We start from the raw sequence: 15,501 nt of genomic DNA on the forward strand, positions 1-15,501 counted from the left end.
TCTGTGAAGCAGAAACTTTTAGGTGTGAATCTAAGAATCCCCCGGAAGAATTGCTTTAGCAATTAACGGTGGGAGTATGTCAACTCAAGTGAGATTGCGTTTAGTCTGTCAACAGGGTACGATATCAGACTGAACTTTTAGCAGTTTTCATCTAAAATAAACAATCTCTGGCACAATTACAATCGCGGATTGAACAACAAGCCACCGTTGCGAGGCTGGGTCAATATGCTCTGAGTCAAACGAACTTAGATCAATTATTGGCGGAAATTGTCACTCGAGTTGCGGTAAAGCTTGTATTAGCACAGGTTCTCAGTCTCACGCGGGCTATACTTTGGCTCAAAAACAGCCTGTCGTCGTTGAAGATCTGCGCGTCGAGACTCGTTTTACCAACAATTGATTCTTCCGTTTAATTTGAATGGGATTGAGGTGTTTACTAATGCGAGTATTGGGATTGCTTTGAGTAGTTCCAGTTGCGATCGCCCGGAAGAATTATATCATGTCCGGTTGAACAGTTATAAATAAACGACAGAGGAGTCACCGAGTCACCGAGTCACCGAGTCACCGAGGAAATCAAGAAGAAGAAAGAGGAGGAGGAGTCACCGAGTCACCGAGGAAATCAAGAAGAAGAAAGAGTCGGATTATGAGAAAGTTTTTTATCACTAATTATCCGGACATGATATGAATATGATCAGGAGATATTTCCAGGGCTTTAATCTCCCATTCTTTCTCAATTGCCAATTCCTAAAATATCTCCCGACAGCGTGTTGCTACATCTCCAGTTAGCACAGGAAAATACGGCGATTGTGAAAGGGATTCTCAGGCTTTCTCAGGCTTTGGAATTGAAGGCGATTGCTGAAGGGATTGAAACGGTTTTTCAGTTAGATAAACTCAAAGCTTTGGGCTGTGAATATGGTCAGGGAAATTTATTTTCTAAAGCCGTAGACGCACAAAAAATTGAAACGTTTCTCCGTGTTATTCAAGGTTAATGGACGGAAAATTAGTTTTTTATTATTATTCCGTAAAAATACTCTTTAACATTTAATAAATATGTCTTTTTTTGTCAACAGTTTAAGAGAGCTATCTTTTTATTTTATTTTGTAAATCTTAATCACAAAACGACAGAGGAGTCAGGAGTCAGGAGGAAATAAAGAAGAAGAAGAAAGAGGAGGAGAAGGAGAAAGTTAGGGAAACTTATGTTCTCTCCAGTCTATTCCAAGACTTAAGACTCTCGACAGGCTCTATTAATCTGTTACTATATTAATATTCCCGATTTTTTCAAACCCGATCTTGAAGTGGATTAAGACCCGTTCAATGTACAGTTTATACCTAAAACTCTATTAACAATAAAGTAGTCAGGAGTCAGGAGACAGAATTCAGAATATAATTCTGTGCGACGGTTGGACTCGTCAAGGGGTTTAAATCGACCTTCAATTGATTTGATTACTGACTCAGAAATTCTGACTTCTGAATTTTTCTTTAATAGCCTATTCTTAAAATCATTGAACTTGCTAATCCAATCAATTGATTGAAAAAGTTAATCCAATACAATTATAACTCAAACAGAGTTGCAGACAGAGTTTGTCAACAAACTTAGTAATTCTCTGTATGATTCTATATAATTGAGTGAGTTTTACTCACACCCTAAAATTTTTATCGCTCAAAACGCTAGAGGAATTAATATGTCAGACTTCAATCAATTAAAATTATGGAAAAAAATTGCTTCTTCGATGTTAGCAGCCAGTTTTGTTTTCAGCGTAACTGTAATATTCTGGCAAAACTTGAAGCAAGAACAAGAAAGTGAAATAGAGCGAAACATTCTATTAGCAGAAAGCCATCTAAAAATCGAACTTCAGGAAAATATTAAAGCTCGAATTATCACGCTAATTCAAGTCAGCAAATACTGGATGTTTAATCCAAAATTACCCCAAGATAGAGAAGTCAAAGCGACTTCATTCATCAACAGTATAGATGGCTATCAGGCTATTATTTTGACAGACATCAACAATCAAAATAAACAAATTATATCTAAGGTGAATTGGGAATTTTCTCCAGAAGATTTGAATGTAGTTGTATCTCAGTGGGAGGAAGTTGCCCGAAAAAAGCTCAAAAAGTCTGATGATGTGATGGTCACACCGATTTTTTATTTAACTTCAAAAGAAAGATTATTTTTCGTTTATATTCCTAATTATAAACAGGAAAAATTCCAAGGCTTTATCGTGGGTGTTTTAAGTATCGATGAGTTTTTAAGCGATTTAAAACAACAGAAAATTGATCAATATGTAAGCTTTTCTTCAACTCAAGGTTTTGTATGGACATTTGCGGATTCTAATCAAACAACCTGGACTCAACAGATTAGTCAGAATATCAATCAAAAAGTTAAAGAATTGCAGTTCAATGCAAGTTTAATCCCCTTTCCCTCTGAAGACTCCTCTCTTTCGGAAATTTTACTTGGGGGTGGAATTGCAATTTCTCTGTTGGTTGGACTAATTACCGCTCTGGCTCAAACGTCCCAGGAACAAACCGAAAAACTCCAAAAAACCAATGAAAAATTACTCGAAGAAATTCGCTTAAGAGAAGCTGCACTCCGTCAATATCAAAAAGTTGAACAAGAACGAGATCGCCTGTTTTTACTCTCACCTGATCTGTTATGTATTGCTGGTTTAGATGGCTATTTCAAACGGGTTAACCCTTACTTTGAAAAAACACTCGGCTACACACAAGCTGAACTTTTAGCGAAACCGTTTATTGAATTTGTACATCCAGAAGATCGAGCCGCGACTTTAGCCGAACTTGAGAACTTATCAACCGGAAAACCCACCCAAAACTTTGAAAACCGCTATCGATGTCGGGATGGATCTTACATCTGCTTATCCTGGAAAGCGGCATCTTCTGTAGAAGAAACTTTAGTCTATGCAGTCGCTCGTGACGTTACCGAACAGAAACGAGTCGAAGCCTTACTCCGCAGTCGAGTTGATCAACAAGCAGCCGTTGCGGGGTTGGGTCAATACGCTCAGGCTCAACCCTCACTCAATCAACTGTTTGCGGAAGCCGTTACCCTGATGGCAGAAGTTCTCGAAGTTGAGTATACCAAAGTCTTGGAATTATTACCCGATGGTCAAGCCTTGTTGTTACGGGCGGGAGTCGGTTGGTTAGAGGGACTCGTCGGAACCGCCACAGTCGGAAGCGGAAGTGACTCGCAAGCGGGTTATACCTTACTACAAAGTGAACCTGTGGTAGTCGAAGACTTACGCACAGAAACGCGATTTAATGGGCCTGCTTTGCTGCATGATCATCATGTGGTGAGTGGGATGAGTACAATTATTCGCCTAAAAGATCGCAATTTTGGGGTGTTAGGAGTGCATACTCACACAAAACGACTGTTTAACCAAGATGATGTCAACTTCCTGCAAGCGATCGCCAATATTCTGGCAACGGGGGTAGAACAAGCTGAGTCCACCGAACAGTTACATCTGTTAGAACGGGCGATCAACTCAACCAGCAATGGGATTATTATCACTGATCCGACACAACCTGACAATCCGATCATTTACGCCAATTCTGCCGTTGAACGAATTACAGGCTTTTCCCCCTCAGAAATTCTCGGTTGTAACCCTCGGTTTTTTCAACAAGAAAATCGTCAACAGCCTGCGATCGCCCAGTTGAGAGAAGCCATTAAACAAGCCCAAGAATGTAATGTTATCTTACAAAATTACCGGGTTGATGGTCAACAAATTTGGATCGAACTGCACATTTCCCCTGTGTTTAACGATGGGGGAATGCTGACTCATTTTATTGGGGTGCAGAATGATATTACCTCACGCAAACAAGCCGAAGTGGCTTTACAAGCTTCAGAAGCCCGTTTAAGAGGGATTTTAGACATTGCTCAAGATGCCATTATCTGCGTCGATGAACAAAATGTGATTCAATTGTTTAATCAAGGGGCTGAACAAATCTTTGGATACTCCGCAACAGAAGTGATCGCTCAACCTTTAAAGATGATTATTCCCTCAGTTGATCGCTCCGTTTATCGAGGTTATATTCAAGAATACTGTGCAGATAATCGAACGAGTCCGGTGAATAAACCGCTAGAAATTATGGCTCGGCGTCGAGATGGAACGGAGTTTCCCTCAGAAGCTTCAGTCTCTCAGTTAGAGTTGGCTGAGGGAGTCTTTTTAACGATTATTTTACGTGATATTAGCGATCGCAAGCAAGCTGAGATGGATCTGCGAGAGAGTCAACACCGCCTCAGTACGATTATTACAGCGATATCCGATGCGTTAATTGTTGTTGATCACAATGGTATTATTCGTTTTGTTAATCCGGCGGGGGAATCTCTGTTTAGTCGTCCTCGTTTAGAACTTTTGGGGTATTGGTTTGGTTCGTTGTATGGGGAATTTGATCGAGCCACTGAAGTCACCATTTTACATCCCGAAGGGAAATTAATTATGGCAGAAATGCAGGTGGTGGAGATTCTTTGGGACGGAGAACCTGCAACTTTAGCTTCCTTGCGAGATGTCACGGAACGTTATCAAGCGATGCGACAAGTTCAACAAACTCGAAATTTTCTGCAAACGATGATCGATCATTTACCTGTGGCGGTTTTTGTCAAAGAGGCTCAGTCAGAACCGTTTGGGGCGTTCAAGTTTTGGAATGAAACCTGTGAAAAATTATTTGGATTAACCACAGAACAAGTCATTGGTAAAACCGTAGATGAATTGTTCCCACCTGATCAAGCCAAACGCATGATTCAACAAGATCAAGAGGCGTTTGGCTGGGGAGTCATGCAAGATATTCCCGAAGAACTGATTAACAGTCATAGTTTAGGAGATCGGATTCTACATACCGTTAAAATACCGCTTTATGATGAGGAACATGAGCCGGAATATTTGCTTTGTATTTCCGAAGATATCACTGAACGTAAACTGGCAGAAGAACAACTGCGACATAATGCCTATCACGATACTTTAACCAACTTGCCAAATCGAGCTTTTTTTATGGAACGCTTGCAGCAAGCCATTCACATCGTTGAAAAGCAAAATAATTCTTTATTTGCCGTTTTATTTATTGATTTAGATGACTTTAAATATATTAATGACAGTCTCGGACACGCGATAGGAGATAAATTGCTAATTTCACTCACAGATCGCCTGAAGAATTGCTTGCGGGCGACGGATATCTTAGCCCGTTTTGGCGGCGATGAATTTACGATTTTACTCGCGGAAGTCGGAGAATTTAAGGAAGTGATTACAGTCGCTCAAAAGATTCAGCAGGAACTCACTTTACCGTTTAATTTAGGAACCCATCAGGTGTTTACAAATGCGAGTATTGGGATTGCATTACTCACGGCTGACTATCAACAGCCAGAAGAATTGTTACGGGACGCTGATATTGCCATGTATTCAGCCAAGGAGAAAGGACAAGGAAACTATTCGATTTTTAATCGCCAGATGCACCAAAAAATGCTTGAACGTCTGCAATTGGAAACGGATTTAAGGCAAGCCATTGAACGGCAAGAATTTCAGGTGTATTATCAACCGATTGTTTCTTTTAAAACTGATAAAATTGCAGGTTTTGAAGCCTTAATTCGCTGGCAACATCCCGATGGAAGTTGGATTTCTCCCGCTAAATTTATTCCGATTACCGAGAAAACCGGGCTGATTGTAGAAATTGGGGAATGGGTACTGTATCAGGCTTGTTCACAACTGAAAAGTTGGCATGAACGGTTCCCTCATTTGGGTGATTTAACCATGAGTGTCAATTTGTCGGGGCGTCAGTTACGCGAACCGGATTTAGTTGATAAAATTGATAATATTATCAGTCAAACGGGTTTGAGAAGTGACTGTCTCAAGTTAGAAATTACTGAAAGTATGTTGATGGATAATCCCCAAGTGGTTAAAACAACGTTGAAACACATTAAATCTCGTAATATTCAACTCAGTTTAGATGATTTTGGGACGGGTTATTCCTCTTTGAGTTATTTACATAGTTTTCCGATTGATACCCTGAAAATTGATCGGGCTTTTGTTGTTCGTGCTAATTCTCCTTTCAAAAATAGAGCGATTACTCAAGCGATTGTAACACTTGCTCAGAGTTTAGGCATGGAAGTGATTGCAGAAGGTATTGAAACCCGTGATCAATTGCTACAACTTAAACAGTTAAACTGTGAATATGGGCAAGGTTATCTGTTTTCTAAACCGCTTCCTTCATCTGATGCTGAGATTTTATTGTCCTCTAACGCCAAACTCCCTGATGAATGATGATTGGCGGGGAAATTAAACACAAAGACAGGAAGACACGAAGATTTTTGAGAGACGGAGAAATATTATATAGATGGACTTTATTAGGCTATTTTTTTCGGTTAATTTGTTCTTGTTCTATCGCTTCAAATAAGGCTTGAAAATTACCTTCTCCAAACCCTTCAGCTTCGACTGGATTTTTATTAACTAAAGTAATTTTACGTTCAATAAATTCAAAAAAGAATGTCGGTTCATCAAAAATAGGCTGGGTGAAAATTTGCCATAACATTGATTCAGGACTCGGCAGATCAATCAAAATTTTATACTCTTGGATTTTCTGCCAATCTTCGCGGGATAAATGATCTTGCAATTTTTCCTGTAACTGATTATAATAGTGAGGGGAAACAGAAATAAACGCTAATCCTTTCTGTCTCAACTCACCTACTGTTTCTATAATATTGTTCGTTTTTAGGGCAATATGTTGAATACCTGAACCTCGATTTAAATCTAAAAATTCCTGAATTTGTGAATTTTTAGAAGTGGGTTCATTAATGGGAAACTTGACATTATTCTGTTGGTTGACCAACACTTGACTCTGCAAGCCGGAACGCTTTGTTTGAATATCAAAAGTCTGTTGAGGGAGAAACTTTAGCACCCGTTGATACCAGTTAACCGCCGCTTGTAAATCTCCCGCCTCAACATTTAAAACGACATGATCAATTCCAATAATAGAGGAAGGAATAGAAGAATGAGGAATTGCAAAAGGAATATGCGGTAGCCATTTAAAATGAGGATGATTTTGTCGTTCGACTAAGGTATGATGCAATCCACCCCAGCCAACAATCACAAACCATTTGAGGAGATAATTCTCAACAGAATATTGTTGCATCGGTTGAATAATTTTAACACCCTCAGCGATCATCTGTTCAGCCGCAGCTTCGACATCCTCAACTTGAAACGCCACATCCACAACACCAGGGGGATGTTGATGCAAATATTCAGCCACCGGACTCACCGCAGTCACCGGAGAAGACAACAGAAAATCAACCGTTCCCTGTTGTAATATCTCCGTATGAGTATCAGGGTTTGTCACGCATCCCAGACTTTGAAAACCCAACTTGTCAATAAACCAATCCCGTGATGCTTTGGCATTGGTCACATAAAAATGAACATGATCAAAGTGCATCATAATCCGCCCTATTTTGTGTTCGGAATCAATGGGCCGTTCCTCATTTTCTATTCCCTCAGATTAGAAGAATAAATGACTATCCGGCTGAATATTAATCTCCATTGGAACCGCTTGAGGTTCGGCTGAAAGTGCAAATAAAATGGCATCGGCTGCCGTTTCAGGTCTGAGCATTTTTGCACGATCAACTTTTAAGCTAACATTATCCCAGAAGGGCGTGTCAACTCCCCCAAGATAGAATAGTGTAAATTTAATCCCATATCGCCGCATTTCATCCGCCATACATTTACTAAAACCAACGACCCCAAATTTAGAAGCACAATAGGCACTTCCCATCGCCATCGAATGTTTGCCCAAAATTCCTATCACATTACAAATATGACCGGATTTTTGCTGCTTCATCACGTTTGCTGCGGCTTGAGTCGTGTAAAAACTGCCCTTGAGGTTCAAGTCCAACATCGCATCCAGGTCAGCAGGTTCGATTTTATTCCACTGTTTGAGAATTCCGGCGCCGGCTGCATTCACCAATATATCAATCTGTCCGAAGTGACTTTCGGCTTTCTGCATCAGTCCCTCAACTTGCTGCGGGTCTGTAATATCGCTAGAAACCGCCAAAACTTCGGGTGTCGCTAATTCTTCGGCTAAATTCTGCAATTTTTGGCTGTCTCTAGCCACTAACACCAGTTTAACGCCCAATGGGGCTAACTTCTGGGCAAGGGCTGAACCAATTCCACCTGTGGCCCCAATAATCACCGCAACTTTGTCTCGCATCTCGTTACATTTCTTAAAACTCCCTTCTTAGTATAGTCACAACCGCCTGAGTCTGGGAAAGACAAAGGGTAGATTTATTCAAAATTCCTTAAAAATAGACTCAATCTGTCCCTCAAATTAACGACAATATTGATAATTTTGCCAGACATTCGCACAAAGAAGTGACTGTCCAATGTATAAGCCGGTGATTACATTAGAAGTATGAAAACAAATCCACAGGAAGTTTTTAAGATGCAAACCACAGATTTTTTCCCTAAAACGATTCAATCTCTGCCGATTTTGCGTCGGGGTAGTCAAGGGAAAATCGTTAAAAATTTACAAGAACGTTTGAAGATTTTTACCCCGAAGTTAGTGATTGATGGTATTTTTGGGGTTGCCACAGAAGCCGCAGTGAAACAATTTCAAAAAGAGAGTGGATTATGGGTTGATGGGATTGTTGGGCCGCAAACTTGGAATAGTTTATTGAAAGCCACTAGCGTTCCTTTTGAGGTTCTACAATCTTTACCGATTCTCAGTTTTGGACGGGTCGGAAATGATGTGATTCGGTTACAAAATCGTTTGAATAATTTTGAGATTAGTATACTTGTTGATGGTATTTTTGCCTCAACCACTGAAGCGGCTGTTAAGCAATTTCAACGCCGTTTTGGGCTGGCTGCTGATGGAATTGTTGGCCCTTTAACTTGGAATGCTTTACTGCATGAATTTTTCTAGGGATTGTATTTCATCCCTCTATTAATCTTTCTAACCTCATTATTTTTCTCTATTTCTCCTTTCTCTATTTTTGATAGATGAAGGGAGATTTTTTTATAGAGAGTTTAAATCTGGTCACTTAAATGTGTGACTACACAATCTTTTTTGAATCAATTAGATTAGAACTATAGAAACAAGTTCATCGGAGAATCAATCATGCAATCAACAACAACTATTCTCCGTGGGGGCAGCCAAGGACAAGCCGTTAAAAATATCCAAGCACAGCTTAATATTTTTGGGGCAAAATTAGTTGTAGATGGTATCTTTGGGGCTGCTACAGAAGCGGCTGTTAAGAAATTTCAATCAGAAATGGGATTAGCAGTTGATGGGATTGTTGGCCCGCAAACCATGAATGCTTTAGTGTATTCTGGCTGCTAATTTGTGGAGAAGATTTGCAGGAGTTACTTAAACGAGTGACTCCCCATTCCCTAAAAAGCAGATTAGATTAGATTTATTCCAGTCCACCAACCTTAGAGAGTATTAATCATGCAATCACTCAGTATTCCTTCTGAAGCCGCTCATGCTTTACCGAAGTTACAATTAGGTAAAACTGGAGATGATGTCACCTATTTACAAAGTCGCCTGAATATTGTAGGTTCAGCCCTCAAAATAGATGGTATTTTTGGTTCTGGTACTGAAGCGGCGGTGAAGAGATTTCAAAAGGATAATAATTTAACAATTGATGGGATTGTTGGGCCAAAAACTTGGAGTATTTTATTACAAATGACAACTGCCCCTTTAGATAATCCAGATGGTTCTTTCCCGATTTTAAAGGCTGGAAATACGGGAGATAGCGTAAGAGAATTGCAAACTCGCCTGAATAATATTGAAGCAAATTTAGGGATTGATGGTGTTTTTGGGCCGAAAACGGTAGCCGCAGTTAAGCAATTTCAAAGTAAGTTTGGATTAGTTGCGGATGGGATTGTTGGGCCGAAGACCTGGCGAGAAATTCTCAAGCAAGAGTTTTTATATATCGATTAAATAAACAGATTTTAAGTGCCTTTCTCCTTCTCCCTTTATTCTTCTTCGGAAGATGAAGGGAGATTTTCCGTTAATAAACAAACAGTTAAACCTCGTTCTGTTTGTTCTAAACTAAAGGAATTACACAATTCTATAAACTTGGGAAATTTGCCTCCCGGCTGGAACTGTTTAATCACTTGGGTAATCGCTTGACCATATTTTTTATTGAAGTAACTGCCTAGTATTGACAGCGAAATACAAGGACTAGAAGTTTGCGCGGTGAGTTCTTTGACAATCTCAACGAGGGCTTTTTCTAGCTGCTGAACCGATTGAATCGCCCCTAAATCATTGGTAGAATTTTCGACAGGGGAGATTAACTTTTCTGGGATTGAACTGATTTCAAATAAGGTGACATAGGTTTGGGACTTGTCAGACGGTTGATGCAGTACAAAGGTTTGAGGATTCTTAATAAAGATGTCTCTGGCTTTATATTCGGCATAATGGGCAGAAACCACTTGACTAATTGTGATTTGATAGGTATCTTTATATAAAGCCGAAAGTCGTGACAGTTTAATCCATTGACTCTGAATCCGCTTTTGTTCAGCTCGGATTAATTCTTGTAACTGGATAATAAATTGATCTAATGGCGGAATTTCAGGAGCGGTGAGCAAAGCAAATTGTTGTGTTTCACCTGTGCGGTTATTGAACACGAGTATTTTGTCTTTTTTCTTCTTAACTTGATATACCGTTAACCCATGACCTTGTAGCGTATTGCACAGATGAGTTAAGGCGCGATCAGACGAACAAACTAAAACTTCCTGAGCTGTGGGATAATAGACAAAAATAGAAGAACCGACCGTTGCCATTTTTAAATCTGCACTGTCTTTTCCCGGCGGCACATGAATCAGTTGATAGCCCCGTTGGTGAAATTCAATATCTTTTTTCCCCATACTCCGCCAATTCGCAAAAGCCACTTTAATTTGTAGGGGACAGGTGCAAATGGTTTCTAAAAACTTCTCGGTTTCGATATCAAGTTGTAGGTTTTCCACATCCAACAACAGAATACTAATTCCACTGTTGGAAAAGCTGCGTCCATTAAAATACAGAGGTTGAGGGTTAATTTCACTCGGATGCGGATAAGGAGTAAGCTTCGGGTTCGGATAAATCAGTTGTTCAAGTTGGGCGATAACAACCTCATACTCAGTCGAGCGAATAAATTCCTCACTCAGCAAAAGCTTGAGATAGTCTTGAACTTTCGCCAATAATTTCTCAGGCGGCTTGACCTGACTCAACCCTTGTGAAATCTTCTTGATCAAGATAGATTGGTAGTGGGGTTGATGCCAGGGAACAGTTTGGTAGCGAGGATTCAGCCATTGGGGATGCTGCTTCTGGAGGGAAACCAGAGTTCGATAAAGAAAATGGCAAACCGTATCAACTACAGTAGAATCATTCGTCCCAAGTTGGCTATTTGGATGGGGCATGATCCTGCACGCACGATCAAGATATCTGATGCTATATTTAAGAGTAGCACGTTGGACGCAGGGAATGCGATCAAATTAGAAAACTCACCTCCTATTTAGGCTGAAAGATTTCCAACAGGATTCGCCACAGCAAGCCCCCTGCAATTAATTCCAGCCCGACTAACCAAATTTGCCACTCCACCCAAAACGCCAGAAAAAAACAGGAGACTAACCCGATAACCGCTATCGGCTTTGGATAAAGTCGTTCTTCGGGCGGAATTTGCAGTGCCGCTAAATTGGTGATCGCATAGTAAATTAACACATTAAACGCACTAAACGACCAAGTGGTTTTGACATTGCCAATCAACACCAACAATCCAATAATCACCGCCACGACAATCACCGCAATGACTGGTGTCGTCCCAGAAGCGTTGAGTCGGGCTACTTGAGGGGGCATATCTCGCCGTCGCCCCATCGCCAACAACACCCGCGATAACCCCAAAATCAGATTCAGCAACACGCCCAACATCGCCGTTATCGCCCCGACTGCGACAATTTGACGAATTCCCGGTATACCAAACTGACTCGCCGCCATTTCCAACGGGGCTGCCTTCTGCGTCGCATCACTCAACCCCTCAACGCCAACGGCTGCCACTCCCACCACTGCCACCGCCAAATACAATAACATCGTGACAATCATCGTGACAACCATCGCTTTCGGAATGGTTTCGCGGGGTTCTCGTACTTCTTCGCCTAAGGTGGCGATACGTCCATAGCCCGTATAAGCAACAAACATTAATGCGGTGGCTTGGAGTAAAGCGGCGATGGGCTTTTCAGCCGGAAAAAAAGGCGTTAAATTGTTAACGCCCGTCGGAGATAAGGCGATCGCTAAACCCGTGAGAATAAATAAAATCAAAGAAAATAACGTTAGAGAAACAATCCCTAAATTGGCGACATTAGAACGACGAATCCCATTTAAAACAATCACCGTTATCATGATCACTGCCATGAAAGCCGTCGGCACTAATAAACCAGAATTTAAACCCAAAGTATTCAGGAAATAACCCGCAAATCCTAACGCTGCTGTTGCCGCAGATGCACTTTTTGCCAACAAAAACAGCCAACCTGCGATAAAGCCTAAAGTCGGATTAAGATATTTGTAACCATATTCATAGGTTCCGCCACTCACCGCATGATTAGCCGCCAGTTGGGCGCTACTTAACCCATTACATAACGCCACAATTGCCCCAATTGCCACCGCTAAAATGACAGATGGCCCTGCAATTCCCGTTGCAATTCCAATACTGACAAATACCCCCGTGCCAATAATCGAACCTAACCCCATTAAGGTTGCACCGAACACCCCTATTTCACGTTGGAGGGATGGCGTTTGATTAGACATTTAGCAATCTCTCCCCAAAATTTCTATCATTATATAAGATCAAAATGAGTAAATTGTGTTAAGATAGCAAAATTATAGCAGTCGAAGCCTTTGATTAGGACACTGTTTTTCTGTCAAATCCTTTGATGATAAAGGTTTCAATTCTGTCTCCTGTCTCGGTGTCTCCTGACTTCTGCTATAACTGTTTTTATTTTTGAGAATCTTGGGATTGATTTTGAAAAAGAGAAAGGCATCGTAGGATTTTAGCGCAAAACCCTTCATAATAGATTAAAGAGACTTCATCTTTAAGATCAAATCATGGCGAGAGATTTACGGGGATTCCTAAAACTGTTAGAAGAACGGGGACAATTACGACGCATTAACGCTTTAGTTGACCCCGACTTAGAAATTGCAGAAATTTCTAACCGAATGTTACAATCGGGCGGCCCGGGTTTACTGTTTGAGAACGTCAAAGGATCGCCTCATCCGGTTGCTATCAACCTGTTAGGAACTGAACAACGAGTGTGTTTGGCGATGAACAAGTCAAACCCCCAAGAATTAGAAGAATTGGGGAAAAAATTGGGAATGCTACAACAACCCAAACCCCCGAAAAAATTATCTCAAGCCGTTGATTTTGGTAAGGTTTTATTTGATGTCGTTAAAGCCAAACCCGGACGCAATTTCTTTCCCCCTTGTCAACAAGTTATCCTCGAAGGGGAAGACTTAGATTTAAACAAAATTCCCATGATTCGCCCCTATCCCAAAGATGCGGGTAAGATTATTACCTTGGGATTAGTGATAACAAAAGACTGCGAAACCGGAACTCCAAATGTTGGGGTTTATCGCTTACAATTGCAGTCTAAAACAACCATGACCGTTCATTGGTTATCGGTTCGCGGCGGGGCGAGACACCTGAGAAAAGCCGCAGAAAACGGCAAAAAATTAGAAATTGCGATCGCATTAGGCGTTGATCCGTTAATTATCATGGCGGCGGCTACACCCATTCCTGTTGATTTATCCGAATGGTTATTTGCGGGATTATATGGGGGTTCTGGCGTGCAATTGGCTAAGTGTAAAACCGTTGATTTAGAAGTTCCCGCCGACTCAGAATTTGTACTCGAAGGAACCATTACTCCCGGTGAAATGTTACCCGATGGACCCTTTGGAGATCATATGGGATATTACGGCGGTGTTGAAGATTCCCCGTTAATTCGATTTCACTGCATGACCCATCGCCAAGACCCAATTTATTTAACCACGTTTAGCGGTCGTCCGCCCAAAGAAGAAGCGATGATGGCGATCGCCTTAAACCGCATTTATACCCCGATTTTACGACAACAAGTATCGGAAATTGTTGACTTTTTCTTACCGATGGAAGCGTTAAGTTATAAAGCCGCAATTATTTCTATTGATAAGGCTTATCCGGGTCAAGCAAGGCGGGCGGCGTTAGCCTTTTGGAGTGCATTACCTCAGTTTACTTATACCAAATTTGTGATTGTTGTCGATAAAACGATTAATATTCGCGATCCGCGTCAAGTCGTGTGGGCAATTTCGTCTAAAGTTGATCCATCACGAGATGTATTTATTCTCCCCAATACGCCTTTTGATACGTTAGATTTTGCTAGCGAAAAAATTGGTTTAGGGGGACGAATGGGAATAGATGCAACCACAAAAATTCCTCCCGAAACCGATCACGAATGGGGCGAAGCATTGGAGTCTGATGTTGATGTGGCGGCGATGGTTTCTCAACGTTGGGTAGAATACGGGTTAAATGATTTGAATTTAACCGAAGTTGACCCGAATAAATTCGGCTACGATATCCAATAATTCAATTATTGTAGGGGCGCAAGGCTTGCGCCCTCTTGCTTGCGCCCTCTTGCGCCCTCCCTGCCCCTACGAAGGGAAAAATAGGGGAAAACTATTTCATCATTCCTAATCTCTCGGAAAAATGTTAGGTTGGGGGCTGTATGGGCGCAAACAAGAGCGCCCCTACGAAGGGAAAAATAGGGGAGAACTATTCCATTAAACTAAACAAATATGAATCAATATCATTCCCAACATCATCGCCGTTCCATTCGTCTTAAAGGGTATGATTATTCTCAAACGGGATTTTATTTTATCACCTTATGTACTCGCGATCGCCAATGTTGGTTCGGCGAAATAAAAAATGGGAAAATGTACCTGAATTCTATTGGTTCTATTGTGGCTAAAGAATGGTTAAAATCTGCCGAAATCCGAGAAGAAATTGAATTGGATGAATGGATTGTTATGCCGAATCATTTTCACGCGATTGTGATTATTAAAACAGAAATTAAGAACGGTTTCGGCGAACAGTTTGAAAACAATCCGGGCGCAAGAAAACCCCGTTCTTTGTCTACATTAATTTCGGGTTTTAAAGCAGTCGTGACAAAACGAATTAATGAAATTCGTCAAGTTTCAGGCGTTTCTATTTGGCAGCGTAACTATTATGAACATATTATTCGAGATGAATTATCGTTGTATAATATCCGAAAATATATCGTTGAAAATCCATTATCTTGGTCTGAAGATCCAGAAAACCCTCAAAAATATTCCCATTATCAAACGATTGACTTGAATTTGCCCTTTTAATAACTATCTATTTAACGTTTTCCACAAACTTGCGCCCTCAATCCCCAATATCCCTAAAATACGGGGAAATTCTTAGGAAAACTGCCAACCCAAAGCGATCAGCAGTTTCGGATTGCTCCATTTACTTGTAGAATCCCGAATCGATAG

At 40.9% G+C, this 15,501-nt stretch carries 11 protein-coding genes and 1 pseudogene; 7 read left to right on the forward strand and 5 right to left on the reverse strand.

The window, feature by feature from the left end; all coding sequences use genetic code 11:
* Positions 1-675 precede the first annotated feature (675 nt).
* Positions 676-786: pseudogene (locus WN50_RS36420) on the reverse strand (transposase); the annotation flags it as partial.
* Between WN50_RS36420 and WN50_RS20295 the strand changes: the two are divergent.
* Positions 762-986 (forward strand): EAL domain-containing protein, encoded by a 225-nt coding sequence (locus WN50_RS20295; protein WP_046277150.1) that lies wholly within the window; start codon positions 762-764, stop codon positions 984-986. The pseudogene WN50_RS36420 and the gene WN50_RS20295 sit on opposite strands and share 25 nt — an antisense overlap.
* A gap of 693 nt (positions 987-1,679) precedes the next feature.
* Positions 1,680-6,257 carry a bifunctional diguanylate cyclase/phosphodiesterase gene (locus WN50_RS31080; RefSeq protein WP_053221563.1) on the forward strand — a complete coding sequence of 1,526 codons (4,578 nt, stop codon included), beginning with the start codon at positions 1,680-1,682 and terminating at the stop codon, positions 6,255-6,257.
* Positions 6,258-6,345: 88 nt separating this feature from the next.
* On the opposite strand, the gene hppD is transcribed toward WN50_RS31080, so the two are convergent.
* Both hppD and WN50_RS20310 read right to left on the reverse strand, forming a co-directional pair.
* Positions 6,346-7,425 carry a 4-hydroxyphenylpyruvate dioxygenase gene (gene hppD / locus WN50_RS20305; RefSeq protein ID WP_323316011.1) on the reverse strand — a complete coding sequence of 360 codons (1,080 nt, stop codon included), beginning with the start codon at positions 7,423-7,425 and terminating at the stop codon, positions 6,346-6,348.
* Between the two features lie 60 nt (positions 7,426-7,485).
* Positions 7,486-8,193 (reverse strand): SDR family oxidoreductase, encoded by a 708-nt coding sequence (locus WN50_RS20310; protein WP_046277149.1) that lies wholly within the window; start codon positions 8,191-8,193, stop codon positions 7,486-7,488.
* Positions 8,194-8,424: 231 nt separating this feature from the next.
* Between WN50_RS20310 and WN50_RS20315 the strand changes: the two genes are divergently transcribed.
* From WN50_RS20315 to WN50_RS36965, 3 genes are all read left to right on the forward strand, one after another.
* A complete protein-coding gene (locus WN50_RS20315) occupies positions 8,425-8,904 on the forward strand; it encodes a peptidoglycan-binding domain-containing protein (RefSeq protein ID WP_046277148.1) in 480 nt (159 codons plus the stop codon).
* Positions 8,905-9,099: 195 nt separating this feature from the next.
* Positions 9,100-9,321, forward strand: a complete 222-nt coding sequence (locus tag WN50_RS20320) for a peptidoglycan-binding domain-containing protein (protein WP_049560484.1) — start codon at positions 9,100-9,102, stop codon at positions 9,319-9,321.
* A gap of 108 nt (positions 9,322-9,429) precedes the next feature.
* Positions 9,430-9,924 carry a peptidoglycan-binding domain-containing protein gene (locus WN50_RS36965; RefSeq protein WP_053221564.1) on the forward strand — a complete coding sequence of 165 codons (495 nt, stop codon included), beginning with the start codon at positions 9,430-9,432 and terminating at the stop codon, positions 9,922-9,924.
* 35 nt (positions 9,925-9,959) lie between these two features.
* Here WN50_RS36965 and WN50_RS20330 read toward each other — a convergent pair whose 3' ends face one another.
* Together WN50_RS20330 and WN50_RS20335 are read right to left on the reverse strand one after the other, a co-directional pair.
* Entirely contained in the window at positions 9,960-11,384 is a 1,425-nt protein-coding gene (locus tag WN50_RS20330; RefSeq protein ID WP_046277146.1) for an NYN domain-containing protein, read from the reverse strand.
* A gap of 91 nt (positions 11,385-11,475) precedes the next feature.
* Positions 11,476-12,765: an APC family permease gene (locus WN50_RS20335; protein ID WP_046277145.1), complete on the reverse strand. Its 1,290-nt coding sequence runs from the start codon at positions 12,763-12,765 to the stop codon at positions 11,476-11,478.
* A gap of 297 nt (positions 12,766-13,062) precedes the next feature.
* Between WN50_RS20335 and WN50_RS20345 the strand changes: the two genes are divergently transcribed.
* Positions 13,063-14,571, forward strand: a complete 1,509-nt coding sequence (locus WN50_RS20345; RefSeq protein ID WP_046277143.1) for a UbiD family decarboxylase — start codon at positions 13,063-13,065, stop codon at positions 14,569-14,571.
* A gap of 210 nt (positions 14,572-14,781) precedes the next feature.
* On the forward strand, positions 14,782-15,354 hold the full coding sequence (locus tag WN50_RS20350; protein ID WP_046277142.1) for a transposase: 573 nt from the start codon (positions 14,782-14,784) through the stop codon (positions 15,352-15,354).
* The last annotated feature ends 147 nt before the right edge of the window (positions 15,355-15,501 follow it).

Source organism: Limnoraphis robusta CS-951 (assembly GCF_000972705.2).